18 protein-coding genes and 2 tRNA genes are annotated in these 19,960 nt (G+C 47.8%); 2 read left to right on the top strand and 18 right to left on the bottom strand.

All coding sequences use genetic code 11. From position 1 onward, the window contains the following. Positions 1-10 precede the first annotated feature (10 nt). From mgtE to BP95_RS0106300, 5 genes are all read right to left on the bottom strand, one after another. Positions 11-1,444 (bottom strand): magnesium transporter, encoded by a 1,434-nt coding sequence (gene mgtE, locus BP95_RS0106320; RefSeq protein ID WP_028531677.1) that lies wholly within the window; start codon positions 1,442-1,444, stop codon positions 11-13. A gap of 279 nt (positions 1,445-1,723) precedes the next feature. Next, a tRNA-Ser gene (locus tag BP95_RS0106315) sits at positions 1,724-1,812 on the bottom strand. A 5-nt stretch (positions 1,813-1,817) separates the two neighbouring features. Continuing rightward, positions 1,818-1,893, bottom strand: a tRNA-Asn gene (locus tag BP95_RS0106310). Positions 1,894-1,978: 85 nt separating this feature from the next. After that, positions 1,979-2,794, bottom strand: a complete 816-nt coding sequence (locus BP95_RS0106305) for a uroporphyrinogen-III synthase (protein ID WP_028531676.1) — start codon at positions 2,792-2,794, stop codon at positions 1,979-1,981. A 92-nt stretch (positions 2,795-2,886) separates the two neighbouring features. Then, positions 2,887-3,366 carry a SprT family protein gene (locus BP95_RS0106300; RefSeq protein WP_036591415.1) on the bottom strand — a complete coding sequence of 160 codons (480 nt, stop codon included), beginning with the start codon at positions 3,364-3,366 and terminating at the stop codon, positions 2,887-2,889. A gap of 266 nt (positions 3,367-3,632) precedes the next feature. Here BP95_RS0106300 and cmpA point away from each other — a divergent pair, with 266 nt between their 5' ends. Continuing rightward, positions 3,633-3,752 carry a cortex morphogenetic protein CmpA gene (gene cmpA / locus BP95_RS32940; RefSeq protein ID WP_021254410.1) on the top strand — a complete coding sequence of 40 codons (120 nt, stop codon included), beginning with the start codon at positions 3,633-3,635 and terminating at the stop codon, positions 3,750-3,752. Between the two features lie 240 nt (positions 3,753-3,992). Here the strand turns inward: cmpA and BP95_RS0106290 are convergent, their stop codons facing one another. From BP95_RS0106290 to BP95_RS0106270, 5 genes are all read right to left on the bottom strand, one after another. Beyond that, positions 3,993-6,191 carry a Tex family protein gene (locus tag BP95_RS0106290; RefSeq protein ID WP_414813094.1) on the bottom strand — a complete coding sequence of 733 codons (2,199 nt, stop codon included), beginning with the start codon at positions 6,189-6,191 and terminating at the stop codon, positions 3,993-3,995. A gap of 294 nt (positions 6,192-6,485) precedes the next feature. Further along, a complete protein-coding gene (locus BP95_RS0106285; RefSeq protein WP_019422581.1) occupies positions 6,486-6,836 on the bottom strand; it encodes a type II toxin-antitoxin system PemK/MazF family toxin in 351 nt (116 codons plus the stop codon). Between the two features lie 3 nt (positions 6,837-6,839). Further along, positions 6,840-7,121, bottom strand: a complete 282-nt coding sequence (locus BP95_RS0106280; protein ID WP_019422582.1) for a CopG family ribbon-helix-helix protein — start codon at positions 7,119-7,121, stop codon at positions 6,840-6,842. A gap of 262 nt (positions 7,122-7,383) precedes the next feature. Continuing rightward, complete coding sequence (gene alr, locus BP95_RS0106275) at positions 7,384-8,622, bottom strand: alanine racemase (protein ID WP_321163065.1); 1,239 nt, start codon at positions 8,620-8,622, stop codon at positions 7,384-7,386. A gap of 188 nt (positions 8,623-8,810) precedes the next feature. Continuing rightward, complete coding sequence (locus BP95_RS0106270; RefSeq protein WP_021254413.1) at positions 8,811-9,983, bottom strand: LolA family protein; 1,173 nt, start codon at positions 9,981-9,983, stop codon at positions 8,811-8,813. Positions 9,984-10,213: 230 nt separating this feature from the next. On the opposite strand from BP95_RS0106270, the gene BP95_RS0106265 reads away from it, so the two are divergent. Further along, entirely contained in the window at positions 10,214-10,900 is a 687-nt protein-coding gene (locus BP95_RS0106265) for a M50 family metallopeptidase (RefSeq protein WP_231515055.1), read from the top strand. A 64-nt stretch (positions 10,901-10,964) separates the two neighbouring features. On the opposite strand, the gene BP95_RS0106260 is transcribed toward BP95_RS0106265, so the two are convergent. The 8 genes from BP95_RS0106260 to BP95_RS0106225 form a co-directional block, all read right to left on the bottom strand. Then, positions 10,965-12,443 carry a serine hydrolase gene (locus BP95_RS0106260; RefSeq protein ID WP_028531671.1) on the bottom strand — a complete coding sequence of 493 codons (1,479 nt, stop codon included), beginning with the start codon at positions 12,441-12,443 and terminating at the stop codon, positions 10,965-10,967. 308 nt (positions 12,444-12,751) lie between these two features. Beyond that, complete coding sequence (locus BP95_RS0106255) at positions 12,752-13,672, bottom strand: N-acetylglucosamine kinase (protein WP_021254416.1); 921 nt, start codon at positions 13,670-13,672, stop codon at positions 12,752-12,754. Between the two features lie 41 nt (positions 13,673-13,713). Continuing rightward, positions 13,714-14,856: an exo-beta-N-acetylmuramidase NamZ family protein gene (locus BP95_RS0106250; RefSeq protein WP_028531670.1), complete on the bottom strand. Its 1,143-nt coding sequence runs from the start codon at positions 14,854-14,856 to the stop codon at positions 13,714-13,716. A gap of 37 nt (positions 14,857-14,893) precedes the next feature. Further along, complete coding sequence (locus BP95_RS0106245) at positions 14,894-15,598, bottom strand: PIG-L deacetylase family protein (protein ID WP_028531669.1); 705 nt, start codon at positions 15,596-15,598, stop codon at positions 14,894-14,896. Positions 15,599-15,600: 2 nt separating this feature from the next. After that, entirely contained in the window at positions 15,601-16,569 is a 969-nt protein-coding gene (locus BP95_RS0106240; protein WP_028531668.1) for a GNAT family N-acetyltransferase, read from the bottom strand. 70 nt (positions 16,570-16,639) lie between these two features. Beyond that, positions 16,640-17,500: a carbohydrate ABC transporter permease gene (locus BP95_RS0106235; RefSeq protein ID WP_028531667.1), complete on the bottom strand. Its 861-nt coding sequence runs from the start codon at positions 17,498-17,500 to the stop codon at positions 16,640-16,642. Between the two features lie 20 nt (positions 17,501-17,520). Beyond that, the gene (locus BP95_RS0106230; protein ID WP_021254304.1) at positions 17,521-18,423 is read right to left on the bottom strand and encodes a carbohydrate ABC transporter permease; all 903 of its coding nucleotides are present in this window, start codon (positions 18,421-18,423) and stop codon (positions 17,521-17,523) included. 89 nt (positions 18,424-18,512) lie between these two features. Then, positions 18,513-19,940: an ABC transporter substrate-binding protein gene (locus tag BP95_RS0106225; RefSeq protein WP_021254305.1), complete on the bottom strand. Its 1,428-nt coding sequence runs from the start codon at positions 19,938-19,940 to the stop codon at positions 18,513-18,515. Positions 19,941-19,960 lie beyond the last annotated feature (20 nt).

Below are 19,960 nucleotides of genomic sequence, written 5' to 3'. Positions count from 1 at the left end.
GCCCGTCTCCTCAGATTAAATACGACAAGAACAAGGTGGCTGTACCGAAATAAACCGTCAGTGAAAAGATATCATTCAATGTTGTAATGAGTGGCCCAGATGCGACTGCTGGATCCGCGTTAAGCTTATACAGCATAATAGGAATCACTGTACCCGCCATTGTACCAATGATAACCGTCAGGAATAGAGAGCAGCCCACTACCAGCCCCAGCGCTAAGCTTCCCTGCCATATCCCCGCTACAAGGGCAACCGCAGTACCGCACACCGTGCCGATGATCAGACCTACGAACAATTCTCGCCACAGGAGCCTCGTGACTGTTCCCTTGTCTAAATGCTCTGAGGCAAGTCCGCGTATTACCACAGCAAGCGACTGCGTGCCTGTGTTTCCTGTCATCCCTGCAATCATGGGCATGAAGAAGGTGAGCGCAACAACCTGCTGCAGCGTCCCCTCAAACCAACTAATAATGCTTCCCGACACAAGCCCAAGGAATAGAAGCATAATCAACCATGGCAAACGTCTGCGGGCTGCTGTGAAAGGGTTCGTTCGAAAGTCAATCGTCTTATCCGTTGCCGACAACTTATTAATGTCCTCATGAGCTTCTTCTCGCAAGACGTCAATGACATCATCAACGGTTACGATCCCAAGCAGCTTGTCATCTGGATCAACAACAGGCATGGACAAGAAATCGTATTGTTCAAATAGTCGGGCCACTTCCTCTTGATCCGTATCGACAGTAACGGAAATGACCTTCTCATTCATAAGCGATTGGATGGTATCTGTCTCCGGAGCCAGCACCAATTCACGGTAAGTCAACGTACCGACCAGCCGCTTCTGTTCATTGACTACATACAGATAGTGGACGTTCTTCGTCATCTCAGCGAACGCCTTTACCTTCTCAACCGCTTCCCGCACAGTGTAACGCTCATAGAACCAGACATAGCGGTTCGTCATCAATCCGCCCGCTGTTTCCGGTTCATAGGTCATCAGGCGGCGTACTGTGTCGCTCTCCTCCCGCTCCATGAGCGAAAGCAAGAACTCCTTCTCTTCCACGCTAACCGCTGCCATCATATCAGCCAAGTCATCATTGTCCATCCGGTTCAATACTTCTGCCGCACGATTGCGGCCAAGCATCTGGAACGACTCCAGTTGAAGATCCGGATTCAACTCACGGATCATTTCCGTTAGCTGACCTACTTCCAGCACCTCAAGCAACCGAGAGCGCTGCGACAAATTTACATGACGATATACGACCGCTAAATCATAAGGATGCCAATAGCGGAGCGCGTACTTCACTTCATCAACAGAACCCTGCAAAATGCGTTCTGCCTCATCTATGATCTCATCAGTATCGTACGATACCGTGTCCTTATCCTTGTTCGAGTCTGCTTTCGTTGTCTTTTTCTCGTTCCATGCTTGCTTCTGTTTATCACGTTTACTCCCCATTACGCTCACCCCCCACGGATAACAATCCGTATATGGTGTATTCCGCTGCTACTTCAAGCCGATTTTATGAAACCCACCATTACATTCATTAAACGCACTGAACAATTGGCGAAACAGAATGACCATCATCTGTTCACACTGAATGCCTCCATAGTGTATGAAAAAAAGCAAGGAATAACCGCGATCTCTCACAGTTACCCTTGCTTTATCCATTTCGACGATGATGCAATATGTATAGATAACAAAAAAATCCCTTGCGGGATCTTGTCTGTACCATTGTGGCGGAGAGAGAGGGATTCGAACCCTCGCGGCTGTTACACCCTAACGCTTTAGCAAAGCGCCCCCTTCGGCCTCTTGGGTACCTCTCCATGAATGGCTCCCCGAACAGGACTCGAACCTGTGACAACTCGATTAACAGTCGAGTGCTCTACCAACTGAGCTATCAGGGAATGACAAGTACTAATTTATCATGAATCCGATATAGTGTCAACACATTTCAAAAAATAAATGTAAAAATAGCAGACAAACAGCCAATCAGTTCGCTTCAAACCAGCGTGACAAGGCAACGATTAACGCCCCCATTCGCTCCTCATCTGGAACTAACATCCGCTTTATCCCTTCATCGATCGCCGCTGCAGCTGTAACTTTGCCCACCGCCGCAAGCAGTGTTCGCTCTTGGAAGATCTGGAGCAGCTTATCCGCCATTCCTCTTTCCTTCGCATAAGCAAATAGGAATCGAAGTTGTGGAGCAGCCGTTACGGCAACTGCATCTATCTGTCCCGACAACAGCTCTGAAGTGAACTGCTCCAGTACGGCCTCATCGGGCGGGGTATGCCGGTAGGGCATCAGCTCTATAGATTGCGCACCTGCATCAGCGAGAAATGCGTTCAGGGTTGGGGCTGGATCTCCATGCAATTGCAGCGCAACTAATGAGCCGCGCCATTGTTCAGCATCATAAGACGCCATAGCCCTTACCAGTCCAACCGTCGAGCCATCATCATCTCGAATATCCGGGACGATGCCAAGCCGCTTCAATGCATTAACGGTTTTGTAGCCTCGTGCTGCATGCCGTATCTGCTTCAGCTTCACTAGCAATGCCTCTTCTCTTCCCGCTTCACGCGCTGCCTCCAACAGCTTCTCAAGCCCTATTCCTGTCGTCCAGACAGCCCACTGTACAGGCTTGTCTATTACCTTGTCCACTTCGGCAGCCAGATGGTCAAAATGCTCGAACATCGTCCCTTGAGTTGGCCTTACTAGCGGCAATCCTCCCTGCTTCGCAACAAGCAATGACATCTCCTCGGCTTTGCGTGGACCTGTAATTGCAACAACCTTTCCCTCGCATTTCGGCATGACAAGACCTCCCTCAGCTATTGTTTAATTAGTTCCCTACCAGTACGATTAATGCTATATGCTGAACATCATTGCTGTACATTGGCAGAACATTATTTCTCCACCTGCTCGGTCATCAGCAGCATCTTCAATTTTCCGTGACAACGACCACATGCATACTTACGAACATCCACCTTGCGTTTGCGCATATAAGCTTGTCCGCACTGTACACATTCCAAGTGGTATCGATAAGGCATTTGACGGTTGCGGGCAACATCCGGCAGGGATTTGCAATATCTAGATCCTCCAACTGCTTGCAGCAGCTGTCTGAAATCTGTATCTCGATGCTTGTACCCTTTCCCTTCCAAGTGCAGATGGTAGTGACAGAGCTCATGCTTAATAATACGTTCAACTTCTTCCAGACCATTCTGCTCCAGCTGCTTCGGATTGATTTCTATGTCATGCGAGCGCAGCAAGTAGCGTCCTCCTGTTGACTTCAGTCGCGAATTATAACGTGCCTTATGCCGAAAAGGCTTCCCGAAATCACGGAGCGAAACCTGTTCGATCCAAGCTTGCAGCTGTTCATCTGACATCTTCATCCCCCTTTCGCCTCTTCGTCTCAGTCTGCTATTTCTAATCCTGTTCGAGATAAGTTGCTTTCGGGGTATGCCTACATTGTATCGGGAAAGGTTGTTCCCTACAACAACAAGAATGGAGCATGAATTCCTATGAGAAACTTGCAGTGATACCTGTAGAGATACTTGCAGAGACGATTGCGGACCTGCACCAAATGCGGCCAACGCCCATATGATAGCGTTACAACGACGATTCTCTCGTCCCCGCCGAAGGAGGGATACTCATGCCGCAATGGTTATGCAATCAGCTAATGCGCGCCTTCAATAAGAAGGATCGCCGTCAAATTAAGCTATTAAATGAGTGTTGGTTTTTTTACCGTTCGAAGCCGCGTGCGCATACGTAAATGGTTCCGTACGCTGCGAAACATGCACAAGCAGAAAGTCAGGCCTTAGATCATCATCGCATATAGGCAAAAACCCCCGATTGAACGAACGGCGTCTCCTAACAAGGTGTGAGACCGTCCGACTTCCTCATCGGGGGACTTTCGTCATGCTGCAATATGCTACCGTCATGTTTCATATTTTACGATTGCATGTATTACATATACGGATTTAATGCTTTCGTTCTATCGCTTTATCCCTCTTTACTTCGGAGCCTTCATTGTAAGACCGACCCGGCCCTTCTTCATATCCACTTGCAGTACCCATACCGTTACATTATCACCAACAGAGACAACATCAAGCGGATGCTTCACAAAACGGTCGCTAAGCTGAGAAATATGCACGAGGCCGTCATTCTTAATGCCGATATCAACAAATGCACCGAAGTCAATAACGTTGCGAACCGTTCCCTTCAGCTCCATACCAGGTTTCAAGTCCTCAATTTGGAGGACATCTGTACGGAAAATAGGCGGCGCCAACTCCTCGCGCGGGTCGCGACCCGGACGCAGCAAGCTGTCGATAATATCCCTCAGTGTAGGTGTACCTACCTCTAACTTCTCAGCCAGCTCATTTAGATTCGCCCCGCTCAGTGCCTGTGTTAACGCAGCTGTCCCAATATCCTCCGTACGAAGTCCCATGAGCGCGAACAGCCGATCTACAACTCCATACGACTCTGGGTGAATCGGCGTCTTATCAAGAGGAAGATCTCCATCTGGAATACGGAGAAATCCTACACATTGCTCAAATGCCTTCGGCCCCAGACGCGGCACCTTCTGCAGCTGCTTGCGAACCGTAAATTTCCCGTTCTCTTCCCTGTACTTCACGATGTTCTTAGCCAAGGTTGCATTGATGCCTGATACATAAGACAACAAGGACGGAGAAGCCGTGTTCAAATCTACACCAACATGGTTAACTGCCGATTCCACAACGGCGCCCAAGCTCTCCTCCAGCCGCTTAGGAGCCACATCATGCTGATACTGGCCAACTCCAATAGCCTTAGGTTCAATTTTAACCAACTCCGCTAATGGATCCTGCATCCGACGAGCAATCGATACTGCACTGCGCTCTGCAACATCCAGAGAAGGAAACTCCTCTTGGGCTAGCTTAGAAGCCGAATAGACACTAGCGCCAGCCTCATTGACGATTACATATTGGATGCCAGCTCCACCGCCTGGACGGGACTTCAACCAATCTGCAACAAATTGCTCGGTCTCGCGAGAAGCGGTTCCGTTGCCGATTACGACCAACTCAACCCCGTACTTGTCTGCGAGTCTGCTGAACGTCTGCTCAGCCTCTGCCACCTTATGGTGAGGGGCTGTTGGATACGTTACTGCTACTTCCAGCAGCTTGCCTGTATCATCGACCACGCACAGCTTGCAGCCTGTCCGGAAAGCGGGGTCGACACCTAATACGGTCTTCCCCTTTACTGGCGGCTGTAATAGAAGACTTCGCAAGTTCTGTGCGAACACTTGGATTGCTTGCTCCTCAGCCTTGTCAGTTAGCTCATTGCGTACATCCCGCTCAATCGACGGTGCAATTAGTCGCTTATATGCATCTTCAATCGTCGCCTTCAGTAAGGAAGTGACGACAGAGTCGCGTTGGATCACTTTCCGCTCCATATAAGCATGTACCTGTTCCACAGGCACATCTAACGCAACTTTCAGAATGTCCTCACGCTCACCGCGGTTAATCGCCAATATCCGATGAGAAGGCAGCCTGCGAACCGGTTCCGTGTACGCATAGTACATCTCATATACCGATTCCTGCTCTTTATCCTTCGCTTCGGTACGAATTATGCCCTGATCAAATGTAAACTTACGAACCCAGGCACGTATAGCAGGATCATCGCCCACCATCTCCGCTATAATATCAAGCGCACCCTGCACCGCATCCTCAGCGGTAGCAACGCCCGCTTCTTCATTCACATATGAAGCAGCTTCCGCTAGCGCGCTGCCTTGCTTCGGGAACGTCAGGATCCAGTTCGCCAGCGGCTCAAGCCCCCGCTCCTTCGCCACGCTTGCCCGCGTTTTCCTCTTCTGGCGATAGGGACGGTACAAATCCTCTACCTCTTGTAGCTTCGAAGCTCCTACAACTGCTTGCTGCAGATCCGCTGTCAGCTTGCCCTGCTCCGCAATCAGACGAAGCACCTCACGTTTGCGATCCTCCAGCCCGCGTACATAAGCAAGCCGCTCTTCGAGTGCGCGCAACTGGTTCTCATCCAGCTCTCCAGTCATTTCCTTACGATATCGCGCGATAAATGGAATCGTATTGCCCTCATCCAATAAGCTGATAGTTGCATCTACCTGCTTCGGATTCAGTGATAATTCGCTTATAAGCTGCTTGCGCAGTCGTTTTGGCTGTTCCGCAGCCATCTGTTCTAGCAAGGGTTCCAATGCTGTCATATCGATAACGGATTCTTGTCCTGCCATTCGTTACATCCTCTCTGCAACCCGAACCCTCATCGTAGAATTCGAGATATTAGGTATCGCCGGCACTTGTCCGACATTTACGGTTTCTTAGATTGATGCCTGATCATTATGCTCTCTCTATTTTCGCAAAATTGAGCCTTATTTTCCAGCGTAAAGGTCACAAATCGTTATGATCCGATTCACAGAGGGATATAGCTGTATCCCTATTTCTGCTCATAGCAAAAAAGAACGAGGCAATCCCCGTTCTTCTCATTCTCAATATCGTATCTAGAAGTCGATCAAGCCCACACTAATTTGCAAGCCTTCATCAACCTTGCGCATCGTTTCCTCATCCAAGTGCGTTATCTTATCCGTCAAACGCTGCTTATCGATCGTACGAATCTGTTCCAGCAATATGACCGAATCACGATCAAAGCCGTGGGTTTCCGCATCGATTTCGACATGGGTCGGCAATTTCGCCTTCTGGATCTGGGCTGTAATCGCCGCAACGATCACCGTTGGACTGAATCGGTTGCCAATATCGTTCTGTATGACGAGGACAGGTCGAACCCCTCCCTGTTCCGAACCAACGACGGGCGATAAATCCGCAAAAAATACGTCGCCGCGCTTCACAATCAATGTTTACACCCCGCTAACCAAACGGCCGAGAGTGCCATCCGCATCTTCTTCCGCATAAAAAGCCTCCGATGCCATTGTGAGATTGATTTTCGCCATTTCCATATAGCCACGCTGCATCGATTCACGAATGTGCCGTTTCTTGCGCTCGTTCAAATATAATTTCATCGCTTGTCGGATAAATTCACTCCGATTGGATTTCTCCATAGCGACGATGCCGTCCACTTCTTGTAATAATTGGTCGGGCAAGCTGATCATGATCCGTTTGGTGTTCTGAATATTTGCCACCTGTCCTCGCACCCCCAAAACCTTTCCTGCCTAGTTACCATTATGTCGATTCCGTAGAAAATTTATACAAAAGAATATATATGCCCAATGCAGACGAAGTATGTTGCATCACCAACAAGTTCGTCTCAACAACATCCCCACTGAGCCTCTCCATTTCATTCGCCCTTGGGACACCAAAATCCTTCAAGTTCCGCAAAAAGTTTCGCGGTAAATGGTTCCATATGCCGAATCATCAGATGCGCGGCACTGCAACCTGCAGTATTTATCCCAGAAGGAGCGGATTCGACACCTTCACGACTTGCCCGTTGTCGATATATACGCGCGGTACACGATTCGCGATCATGCATGTGACCTCATAATGTATCGTGCCTAACCATTCTGCTACCTCGGCTGCCGTTATGCATTCCTCGCCTTGACGGCCAATGAGCACAACTTCCTCACCTGCTCCAATAGTGCTAGCAGCCTCGCCTAATGGCAGCAAAGACAGCATGCACTGATCCATACAAATAGTCCCTACTACCGGTACACGTTGCCCTCGAATGAGCATCGAGGCTTTACGCTGCAGCAAGCGTGAATAGCCGTCTGCGTAGCCTACCGGCATCGTAGCTATCCATTCACCATCTCCTGTATGGTAATTGACCCCATAGCTAACGCCTTCATTTGCAGGAAGCGGCTTGCTGTGGCTAACCGCACTCTTTAAGCTAAGAACTGGCTCTAGTGCAATGCTCTGCTGATTGACTTCAGCGGATGGATATAGTCCATACAGACTGATACCAACACGCACCATTTGATCGCTCCAACTCGGCATGTCGATCGTGGCCGCACTGTTGCTGGTATGGACGATCGGGATCGTAATCCCGTGTTCCTTCAGGACATCAACAACCGTTAGGAAACGATCACGCTGCACTTGCGCATACGACTTATCCGCCTCATCAGCTGTCGCGAAGTGAGTGAACAGCCCCTCTACCTCGACTCCTTGAATCGATCTTAACCGGTTAATCGTACGCACCGCATCCTCTGGACTGCGAATCCCAAGGCGTCCCATACCCGAATCAATCTTGACATGAACCTTCAATATGCGACCGGCGTGATTGGCAGACCATTGAGAAGCCTGCTGCTCTAACGCCTGCACACATTCTTCTGAAAATATATTCAATGTTATATCATATCGAAATGCCGCTTCTATTGCTTCTGGCGGCGTATATCCAAGTATCAATATTGGCGTATGGATGCCTGCCTTGCGAAGCTGGATCGCTTCCTCCAAGAACGCTACATTCAAATAATCAACACCAAATTGTTCTGCGGCGCGAGACACTTCTATCGCACCATGTCCATATGCATTCGCCTTTACACATACACTTAGCTTCGTCGAAGCTGACATTGAGCTGCGAAATGCTTGCAAGTTCCGGCGCAATGCATCTAAAGAAATCTCTGCGCGCGTCGGGCGAAAATACGTATCCAAGTCAACCACCTTCACCGTCTCCTCGTCTCTCCCGTTCAATCGTCAATATCCTATGTTACTTGCCGTCAGGAAGACTGTCAACCAACGGAGACCGTGTTTACCACCCTTTTCTAAGGAAAAAACCACATAGCTAGTCAGAATCTCCCGTTTCCTCTCTTGAGATACGCATAAACGCGGCCCGAATTTCATGTACATGAATACGGACCGCGTAAGTTAGATACGCTATCTTATTTTCCTGGCTGGTCGACTAATGATTGTGCAATCTTCACCATCTCAGCGGTCGGGAGATCTGAGCTGACGATGCGATATTTGACACCATCATACATCCAGGTGAGCGCCTTTTGCTCCTCGCCCGACAACTGTCCGATCGTAAAGCCAAGATTCAAGCCTTCCCCAATCGGCAGCCCTGTCTCCATATCCTTCGGACGGGATTCCATAAGGGTAAAGTTATACGTTCCTGTATAGCGAATCACTACAGCATGCTCCTTGCTGTCTGGAATTGCCGGCTCATCCTTCTTCGCTACCCCCTCTGGCAAGTAGGATGGCTCAATAATTCCAAATGGCCCAAGCTCAGCTTCATCATTGCTGCGATCATTTGCTCCAGCATCAGAGCCTGTTGTCTCCGAACCTGTTCCTTCTGTCGTACCCGATGATGGCTCTGTGCTGTCTGGATGCTCCGAATTGTCAACTTGAGCATTCGTTTCCTTCGTTTCGCCTGTTGGAAGCTTATTTACCTCGACAGTCGTGTTTGGAAGCGCGGCGTTCTTCATGCTCGTCATATTGCGCTGCATATCGAAGGAATCCTGCTCGAACTTCTTGCCGAAGTCGAATTGATTGAACTTCATTTCCACAATGACCTTGGAATCTGAATCACTCACTTGTACTTGCTTCGGTGCATAGCTATCCTTGTTTAACCATATTTTCTGACGAACCAAAGAGTCAGTCTGATAATTAGCCGCCACTTCAAATACATAGTCTTCACCATCTGCTGTGAACTGGCGAGCGTTGTCAGACAGGATGCTGCGTACTAACGTTTGATACAAGTACACTTGGCCTTGGTTCTCTGGCCAATCACTCTGGAAGCGGAAGATTTTATTCAAGCTTGGTGTCAGGACGAAGACGCCTTCCTTGTTGCGAAGCACAATTTGCGTAATATCCTTCTTCTCATTCTTTAGCTCAATCCGGTAGTACGACGGGTTCTGATACCATACCTCAACCCGGTATTCAAGCGGCTGTTGACCCGAGTGCAGTGTCATCGTGCCGATGCCTGCATAGCTTTCCAGTTTACTCATTACCTTGTCCAGATCTTGAACCACCGCAGTCGCATCCTTTTTGCCGCATCCAGCTACTAGGATTGCTACGCTCATCACGATGGCCAACACCCATGTGATCCGACGCATGAGATCATCCCCTCTGACATCAATATTCTTCGATTCGGTGTACTCCTCATCACTGATAACATGTCTATGTAGGAACTTGGACGATTATGCAGACTAGCATGACAAGCGTGACAAGTTATCTTTGTGAAATTTACACCCTCCGGTTCAAGGAATACACAAATTAGCGTCGAATATCATGAGAGGGAATCAAGATAAGAATATCATTGGATCGATTGCAGATTCAGGGAGTAGTGATTGACATACGATCTTGGACAAAAGTTATCCTATTTATTGTAGCTACCGCTTGCTTGACGCGGTTCATCCCGTTCTCAAGCTTCTTCCGCAATGTGGACACGTTAATTCACGAGCTGTCTCATGCCCTTATGACCCTAGTACTCTCAGGCAAAGTGATGTACATTCATTTATTCAGTAATCAGAGCGGCGTTACTTATTCTGCCTATACGTCGACGTGGAAGGCCATTCCGATCTCCCTTGCTGGATACATTGGCGCTTCATTATTTGCTGTACTGCTGTTCTATTTGCATGCTCGCAAGCAAGAAGCCGCTGGACTGATCGCTATCGCGTCCTTAGCGCTCATCAGCTTGATTCTATTTGTCCGTAATGGATACGGCATGATGTGGTGTGCTGGCTTCGTCATACTGACAGGCCTCATCTGGAAGTTCGCACCTCCGTGGCTTCGGAGCGGCTACTATTTACTAATTGCGTTCATTTGTCTTGTGGAATCGGTCATAAGTTCCACATATCTGGTCTACTTGTCAATGAAAATGCCTAATGGAGCAGGAGATGCTGCCAATCTTAGTCATGTTACCTATATACCATCCATCGTGTGGGCGCTACTGTTTACCGCCGTGTCACTATGGTGTGCAAGAATATCAATGGGCATCTTATTCCATGGCCCTCGTAGAGGGAATCGGTAAACTTCCAATAAGAAAGGAGCTGTCCAGCATGATGGGTATCATCCATGTCGGACAGCTCCTTCGTTTATGTAACCGCTGAGTTTTTTGTTCGTCTGAATGTAATATCTTTTGCACCGGGTTCTGTATTGAGCGGAGCACTTAGCAGAATTATATTCCCTTCCTCGTCGGCAGCAAATTTTATATTCGCTGTTACCCCTAATATTTCTGAATGTATCGCGAATACATGCTCCCCAGTCTGACTCATTCGAAAACAACCGACATGAAAAACAGCCTGAAGTTCATTCTCCACAACTTGAACCTTGATGGTTCCATAACCCGGATGCTCATAGTGTCCTTCATACCTCTGAAGTGTGGTTGAAGAAACCAATACGGCCTCTCCTCCTGATGTAGCGTTTTCGGCTGCCATTTGTTTTCGTTGTGCTTCCCATTTCTGAATATCCTCACGGAGTTGTTCACACCATTCAATAGGATCAAGATTCAAAAGCCTATCATAGACAGTCAATGCTAAAGATGTAGGGAGCATGGTACCTTGTCTGTTCGTCAGCAGAACAATGCCAATCCCTTCATCGGGCAGGAAGGAGATGTGTGAAGTAAATCCGTCGATGCCACCACCGTGCTGAAGCATGCGGTATCCTCGATATGATTCGAATCCCCAACCTAAACCATAACTGCTTAGTGGAAATTCTCGCCTTCCATTCATCATTGGTGGGCAAGACAATTGCGGGGAATGTAAGGTCGCAAGATTCCTCTCTGAAATAATACGCTTCCCTTTGAAAGCTCCATTTTCAAGATTAGCAATCAACCAATTACTCATGTCCATGACTGTACTATTAATAGATCCAGCAGGTCCAATCGCATCGAAATTGCGATACTCAACTTCTCGAAGCTGCCCCTCCTGTTCGATGTAGGGAACTCCCGCATTATCATGCAACTTCAACTCATTCACGGAAAAGCCGCTCTCCTTCATTTCCAGCGGTTCGAATATTCGCTCTTGAACAAGCTGTTCCCAAGTACACTCCGCTACATGCCCTGCTATATATCCAGCAGCCATATACATAATATTGTTATACTGCCAAGTTGACCTGAAATCGACATTAGGCTCGAGGTATTTGATTCGCTTGATTATCTCCTCGCGAGTCAAGAAAGAGCCGTACCACATATTATCATGCCGCGGCAAGCCGGTACGATGACACAACATGTCTCGCATCGTAATTCGCTCCGATGCCATCGAATCGTACATATCAAAGTCAGGGAGATACGTGCGCACAGGTGTATCCCATTCAAGCTTCTCATCATCTACAAGCTGAGCGGCTACCATTGCAGTAAATGCTTTCGAACAAGAGCCAATGGCAAACATCGTATTTGGTGTAACAGGTAGCTTGCGTTCCACATCCCGATAACCGAATCCTTCCGCCAAGATTATCTCTCCGTCCTTCACAATGGCGAGCGATAAACCTGGGACGTTCCACAATTCCATTTGTTTTTTGACGTAAGTATGTAAGTCTTGCAATACATACTGAGCATCCTTTGTCGTATGAACCATTGAATGGCACTCCTCTATCAAATCAATGTGGCGTCGTCTAGCATCTTGCCTCCAGACACGCTGACAAGCTTCTCTACTACCTATTGTACGATGCACCCCCACTACTCACAGCAGAATAACCCGTTGATAGTGAACGACGATTCTCTCACTACATAATCAATAGATCTTTTAAAACAACTGAATATTCAACCTTCTCTCTATAATAGAAAAATCGCGGCTGCTCGCATCTTCTCTTATTTCGTAGAAGATACGTCTTACCGCGATCTAATGTAAAGTGCTAGTGTACCTTTGCTAATAAGCTCGCCCTCCTAGGAGCAGGCTGCAAGCTTAGCTAATGCCATGATGACTGCGCCTTGCGCAGCATCTTTCTTCGGTGTAATGCAGTCCATATTGGGATAGTGTTCTTTGAGCATGGCTATGAAGGCATCCCGCACATTGCTGTTCTTCAGCAGCACGCTTCCTGCCATGGCAACTGTTCCTGACTGCAGAGACAGCTTCTCTACAACCGGGATAACAAGTTCACAGAGCGAACTTGCCGCCTTGTGAGCAATCTCTAGAGCCGCAGAATCACCGAGCTCACATGCCCGCGATAGTATCGGAGCAAGAGCTGCGATATCCTTCTTATTCGTCTGCTTATCGTATACGAATCGAATCAATTGCTGCATAGACTCAATCCCCAGCTGTTCCATAACCATATCTGTAATCGGCGATGCCGGTATGCGTCCGTCGTGTGCCCGTACAACGATGGACAACAAGTCACGCCCAATGCTATAACCACTGCCCTCATCATCGATGAGATGGCCATAGCCGCCTGCGCGATGAGACTGACCCGCTTCATTTCTCCCATAACAAATGGAGCCTGTGCCTGCAATAAGAATGATGCCATATTCACGATCATGGGCGCCGTACAAGGCTGTCTCTTGATCACCGGTAATGATTAGCCCACCTTCGTATCCGCAATCGCGAACAATGGCTTCCAGCCGTGTTACGACTGTCGGGTTGCTGACTCCGGCTGCACCAATGCACACCTGCTTACAGTTGCCCAACCCGCCGCATACTCTGGCGATCGTCTCAAATATTTCTTGCAAGCTTGCTCGCACACTCGCTTCATCCTGACCATTGATATTAATGGCACCAGATGTGAAGGTATGCACGGCTGCTCCATGTTCGTCCGCTATCGTTACTGCCGTCTTCGTACCGCCGCCGTCTAAGCCTGCTACGTATGTCAACGTAAGCTCACATCCTTCATCTTCCTTGTAAAGAAAGATTTCTATTTATACAAATGATACTGCTGCTTCATGGTTCTGAATTCTCTGCTCTCTTCACGGAATTGCTCCAGCATCGCTTCTACATCAAGAGATTCCTCACGATACAACTTGTCTCCGCAGAGCAAATCGATGAACGGTCTGGAATTCTCCTTCACTGGCGGCAAGAAGGCGAACTGCTCATAATTGCGCTTAATAGTGAACATAAGCTTAACTCCCGCTTCAAACGGCTGCACCGCGCGATTGTCGAGCACATGGATCTGCACCCCGCCGCATTGCTCTCCTTCGAACTTCGAGAAGGATGGCTTGAAGTATACTGGACGGAATATAATGCCCGGCAGCTTCTGACGATTCATCTCGTCTGCCAGCTTCTCTGCCTCAATGAACGGTGCACCGATCATTTCGAATGGTGCTGTCGTCCCTCTGCCTTCCGATATATTCGTTCCTTCGAATACACAAGTCCCCGGGTACAACAGTGCTGAATCATAACGTGGCAATCCCAGAGACGGCATAACCCAAGGACGCCCCGTATCCGTGAACTGCATCGACCGCTCCCAACCGTCACAACGAACGACATGAAGCTTGCAGTTCCAACCCATTTGTTCGTTCGCCATAAGAGCGACCTCTCCTGCGGTCAAACCATACCGTACAGCTAATGGATAGTTGCCGACGAAGGATTGATAGCCTGGCTTTAAGATATTCCCTTCAACCGTCGTGCCATCAAGTGGATTAATCCGATCCAGAACAACGAATTCCTTGCCTGCCTTCGCGCAATCTTCCATCGCGTACAGCATTGTATAAATAAACGTATAATAGCGTGCACCTACATCCTGGATGTCGTATACAACCATGTCCACTTCATCCAGCATTTCTTGACTGAGTCGCTTGGAATCCTTGCGATACAAGCTGTATACCGGAACGCCTGTAAATGGATCGGTGTAAGTCTCAACCTGTGCCCCTGCAGCTAAGTCGCCACGAACGCCATGCTCCGGCGAGAACATCGCTACAAGATTGAAGTTGTCATGCATAATTTGAATCGTCGATTCGAATTGATTGTTCAATCCAGTCGGCGATGTAATGAGACCAATTCGCTTGCCTTTGAATAGCTCCGTATATTCTCCAATGCAATCAATACCGTTGCGGATCATAGGTGCCTCCCTCTAAGTGCGCGTTCACTTGCCAATTTTACAATTCCGATTTCCGAACACACATTGTCTCTGCTGGAACCATGAACGTTTCCGCATATTGCTTCCGTGCCTCAATACCGCGGACCCGAGCCAGGTGCTTGTAGTATTCGAGATATGGGAATGACTTGCTGCCCGTTACGAACCAATGTAAGGACACTGCCTTCACCCACAGATCGTAAGCTTCTTGCGAGAAGTCCACGTACACATAAGGCTTGTAGTCGACTGCATCCTCCCAATTTTCTGCATAATAGAGTGTAGAAGCGAAGAATGCAGGGAGTTCTCGCTCGAACGATGCCAGCCCAGCGAAGAAGCGTGCATCATTGACAATGCGATGGGTCGTCATATGATCCTTGTGCATGCTGTTCTTGAAATGCGTAATAATGATGTTCGGACGCACCTGACGAATGACATTGCAAACTCTCAAGCGCATTTCTTCATTATCCTTCAGTTCCCCGTCTGGGATTTCGAATACGATCGCTTCGCCGCCGAGCATTTCCGCGAAGGCCTTCGCTTCGTTCACCTTCTGCTCGCGATATTCCGCCATATCTTGGCCGGCTGGAACCCCACGCTCTCCTGCTGTCAAAGCCAAAGTTACAATACGGTCGCCCTTAAGTGCGTGACTTGCCAATACACCGCCAGCCGTCAGCTCCATATCCCCCACATGTCCACCAATTGCTAGAATCGTTCGACGCTGCTCGCTCATACCTACAACTCCTTCCTCATGATTGAAAATGATTTGACTGTCTGGAAACCTGCCTTCTCGTAAATGCGAAGCGCAGGGTTGGTACTGCCTGTGAACAACGACATATATTCCGTTCCCATGCTGCGAAATGCTTCGCAAAGCTTGAAAAACAAAATGGTTCCAAGTCCATGTCCCTCATGTTGCGGGCTCACGCCAATGCCTGCAAAATATCCCCTACCGCTCTGCTGGCGAATGACCGGCCCTGCGAAGCCAACTGCTTCTCCTTGATAGGCTGCAATCACTACGGGAACACCGTTAGCAGCTGCTTGCTTAATCTCCCTGGTCCAAAATGGGTTGTGTAGTTCCTCTAGCATCGACTCGATCCCACGATGACGATTAAGGTCGTACAATTCAACCGCGTAGCCATCTGCTGCCGCTTTCAATTCTTTGTTCGCGATCTGCTCCGGAACTTCGAAGCTAGCCAATGGCAGATACATCGCTTGTTGAACCGCTCGCTCGAAGTAGCCATGCTGCAGCAGGTAATGATAGAGTTCACTTCCGACAGGCACCCCAGGCGCATTGTTATGCTCATGCTGCGGTGTATTCGGAATATACCAAGGAAGCATCATTGGATTGAAGAACAGGATATCTGCCTGCTTCTTCCCAAGCTCACGGAAACGCCCCTCAACTGCATCCAGCATTCGTGTATAGTACTCGTCTGTACGGTAATTCCGAGACAAGACGATGCAGGTGATATATCCAGCATCATGACCTAGCGGCAGATCATCTCCCGTACAGCCGCAAGCGAAGCCCTGCACACCGCCTTCATCATCAAGCAGAACGAATGTGTTCTCCGAATCGAAGTATGGGTTAGAACAAAATATGTCATAGAAACTCGCTGCTGTAAGCTCTTTATATCCATCGCGAACGGCCTCTTCATTCCATAATGCGATAACGTCTTCCCTATATTTGTTGTCCCATGTGATAAGCATCGCAGGACCTCCAATTAAACATTAAACCTTCATCGCAGCGATGAAGGTTCAGGATTAGATTGCAGGACTATTAGCCTTTCACCGCACCTACGGTTACCCCTTGCAAGAAGTACTTCTGCAAGCTGAAGAAGAGAATAAACATAGGCAACGCTGAGATTGTAGCCCCTGCCATCATCGGCGCAAAGTAAGTCGTGTTGGCAAATCTGAAGTTTTTGAGGCCTACCTGAATCGTCTGCATATCCATCGTATTGGTAACCAAGAATGGCCAGAAGAACGTATTCCAGCTATCCATAAACGTCAGGATCGCCATTACCGCGAGCACTGTTTTAGACAAAGGCAAAATGATTTTGAAATACACTTGGAACTGGTTGCAGCCTTCAATCTTCGCACATTCCAGTACCTCATTCGGAATACTGCTCATGAACTGCTTCGAAAGGAAGATATTATATACAGTAACGAGACCAGGCAAAATCAAAGCGCTGTACGTATTTTGAATTTGGAAAATGTTAACGATCAAAATGTACAACGGCACTTGTGTTACCTGATACGGAATCATCATCGCAACGAGAAGCAATGTAAACAATGCTGTTCTGCCTTTGAACTTAATTTTAGAGAAGGCATAGCCAGCCATACTTGCAAAGAATACGTTTGATACCGTAACAACAGCCGCCACAAATAATGAGTTCAATAACCAGCGCAGTGAGTATTCACTGTAATCAAAGAAGAACTTATACGATTCAAAAGATATTTTGGATGGGAAGAGCGAATAGTTCATCGCCCCAGCTTCGACGGGATCCCCAAAGGAAGAAATAAGCATAAAATAAATAGGGAAGATCGTTGCCAAAGCAAATAGTAAAAGTATGAATATGATGGCAGCGTTTCTCGTATGTTTAGCCGCCGGATTTCCATTATGCGGATTGTAAAGTGACATCGTTGGCTTCTCCCCTTTCCTTAGTACTCCACGTCTTTACCCATAAATTTGAACTGAGCGAACGATATAATAGCGATAATTCCAGCCAACACGAGAGATTGCGCTGCAGCTTTACCGAATTCAAAGTATTTGAATGCGTTGTCAAAGATGAGCAATCCGACCATTGTTGTCGAGTTGTCTGGGCCGCCGCCTGTCATCAGATAAGCGTTCTGGAATACTTGGAAAGAGCCGATAACACCGGTTACCAACAAGAATAACGTTGTTGGCTTCAAGCAAGGAATGACAATGTACCACAGCTTCTTCAGGAAAGAAGCGCCATCCAATTCTGCTGCCTCATAATAACTATCATCAATACCGAGCAATGCTGCCAAATAAATAATGATGCTTGTACCATGGCTTGCCAGCCAGGACATCAGAACCAAGGAGAACATTGAAGTCGCGCTTGAGCCGAGCCAGTTCAAATTGCTGATGCCGAACAGGCCTAACAGCTGGTTCATAATCCCGGATTCCATAGGATCGAAGATCCACAGCCATACAACGGACATAGCAACGCCTGATGCAACAGCAGGCAAATAGTAAACGGCCTTGAACGTCGTCTGCAGCTTCTTGCTGAGCGGCAAGATGAGAATGGCGACCGCAAACGAGATCATCAATGCAACGGGAACTGTAAGTATCGTATACACAACCGTATTCTTAATTGACTTCCAAAAGAGCGGATCTTTAAAGGAAGAAATATAGTTATCGAATCCTACCCATGTAGATCCTAGCGGTTTATAATCCTGAAAACTGATTATAAAGGCACTTACGACCGGATATGCGGTAAAGATTGCAAAGACCACTAATGCAACCGCGATAAACGCATATCCCCAACCGGAATCTCCTCTAATTTTCCGTTTCTTCAACGGCTTAGCTAATTGGGCCATAATGTGAAACCCCTTTCAATACGCAATGTCATAAACATTTCCGGATAGCCGTACGTTGTATCATACGGCTATCCGAAGCTGACTTCTTCTTAGTCCTTCACAATGCCGTCTTCACCGAATGTCGAGATCGCTGCCTCTTTCACAGCATCGAACATTTTCTCCGGCGTAATTTCGTTGGCGATCAAAGCTTGAAGTTTAGGGACAATGACTTCTGTTTCCATTTTGATTGCTTTTGCACCCAGATCTGATGGGATGTCTGGACGTGCAGGCGCTGCATGGCTGAGCAATGTTTGTACAGCCTTTTCATTGAACTCGTCTCTTTGAATTGGCATTTTTTCAGCTTCTTTCTTAGCTGATGCCGTAATATGTGCTGCAAAGAGATCATTGTTCGTCGTTGCTGCAACTTTACCGCTTGCAAGGAAGTACGCAGCTTTTACTACGTTCGCTTTATGCTCAGGCGTTGGTTCATTTTTACCACGGAACGTTACATAACCATCTACCGCAACAGTAGATTTCTGTTCTTGCCCCAAGAAGGTTGGAACTGGAAGAACCGTATATTGAACCGGGATGCTGCCTTTCACTTCGCTGCCATCTTTTTTCGCGATTTTTTCGTTGTTTTCGTTCGCGTTATTTTCGAAAGTTGCAAGACCTTTACCTGTAATCATCGTTTGCCCTGTCAAGAACATGTTCCAACGCTTACCAGCGTCAACAGAGCTGAGTTCTTTCGGCATGGAGCCGTCATCAATGAGTGTGCGAATATCCTTCAGTACTTCCAAGAAGTTTTTGCTTGTGTACGCATATTTCAAATCCTTATCGAATGGATCTGGCATGCCAGCATTCTTGACCAAAATACCCAAGTAATCCTTGGAAGCTACACCTGCTGTTGCAAATACGAATCCATAACGGGAAGTTTTGTCGCCTTCCTTCACGACGCCCTTCTTCACAGCTTCGCGGAATTCGTCAAATGTCCAGCCTTCTTGCTGAACTTTCTTCCAGTCGATTCCTGCCTTCTCCAAGAACTCTCTGTTACCGCCCAACGCATGTACTTCCATGTATGCCGGGAAGCCGTAAAGTCCGTTGCCGTTCTTCATGTATTCAAGTGGAATTTTGTCATAGTCAGCAATCATTTCCGGTGTAGCTGTATCTGAGATATCCATCAACATACCTTGTTGGATGTATTTTGGAATACCTGTGGAACCGATGAATGCAATATCTGGCGGGCTGCCCGCGTTAACTTGTGTATCAAGCTTCTGCGTCACATCTTCCCAGCTTGCTGGCTCAATCTTCAGCGTCAAGTCAGGGTACAACTCGCTAAATTCCTTCTCCATTTGCTTGAAGTTATCTTGGAACTTACCAGATACTGGTGGCAACAAAGCTGTAATTGTATCTTTTCCACCTTTGCCTCCGTTCGCCTGTTCTCCGGATTTTGCATCATTGGAACTTCCGCAAGCCGATAGCAAGGAAATTGCCAAGGTAAAAGCACAGATGGACGCCAATACACGCATTTTTTTTCTCATTGATAAAGCCCCCCTCAAGG

The sequence above is a fragment of the Paenibacillus sp. UNC217MF genome (assembly GCF_000686865.1).
Taxonomy (GTDB): domain Bacteria; phylum Bacillota; class Bacilli; order Paenibacillales; family Paenibacillaceae; genus Paenibacillus_B; species Paenibacillus_B suaedae.
Note: the sequence above shows the minus strand (reverse complement) of the source record. Positions and strands in the feature narration are given on the sequence as shown.

Coding starts and splice junctions, on each gene's coding strand:
- BP95_RS0106270 (WP_021254413.1), bottom strand. CDS start 9,983: ATGCGTCGGATCACATGGGTGTTGGCCATCGTGATGAGCGTAGCAATC.
- BP95_RS0106305 (WP_028531676.1), bottom strand. CDS start 2,794: ATGCCGAAATGCGAGGGAAAGGTTGTTGCAATTACAGGTCCACGCAAA.
- BP95_RS0106235 (WP_028531667.1), bottom strand. CDS start 17,500: ATGTCACTTTACAATCCGCATAATGGAAATCCGGCGGCTAAACATACG.
- BP95_RS0106260 (WP_028531671.1), bottom strand. CDS start 12,443: ATGGTTCATACGACAAAGGATGCTCAGTATGTATTGCAAGACTTACAT.
- BP95_RS0106230 (WP_021254304.1), bottom strand. CDS start 18,423: ATGGCCCAATTAGCTAAGCCGTTGAAGAAACGGAAAATTAGAGGAGAT.
- BP95_RS0106245 (WP_028531669.1), bottom strand. CDS start 15,598: ATGAGCGAGCAGCGTCGAACGATTCTAGCAATTGGTGGACATGTGGGG.
- cmpA (WP_021254410.1), top strand. CDS start 3,633: ATGCCGCAATGGTTATGCAATCAGCTAATGCGCGCCTTCAATAAGAAG.
- BP95_RS0106300 (WP_036591415.1), bottom strand. CDS start 3,366: ATGTCAGATGAACAGCTGCAAGCTTGGATCGAACAGGTTTCGCTCCGT.
- BP95_RS0106290 (WP_414813094.1), bottom strand. CDS start 6,191: ATGACAGCATTGGAACCCTTGCTAGAACAGATGGCTGCGGAACAGCCA.
- BP95_RS0106240 (WP_028531668.1), bottom strand. CDS start 16,569: ATGCTTATCACATGGGACAACAAATATAGGGAAGACGTTATCGCATTA.
- BP95_RS0106225 (WP_021254305.1), bottom strand. CDS start 19,940: ATGAGAAAAAAAATGCGTGTATTGGCGTCCATCTGTGCTTTTACCTTG.
- BP95_RS0106250 (WP_028531670.1), bottom strand. CDS start 14,856: ATGATCCGCAACGGTATTGATTGCATTGGAGAATATACGGAGCTATTC.
- mgtE (WP_028531677.1), bottom strand. CDS start 1,444: ATGGGGAGTAAACGTGATAAACAGAAGCAAGCATGGAACGAGAAAAAG.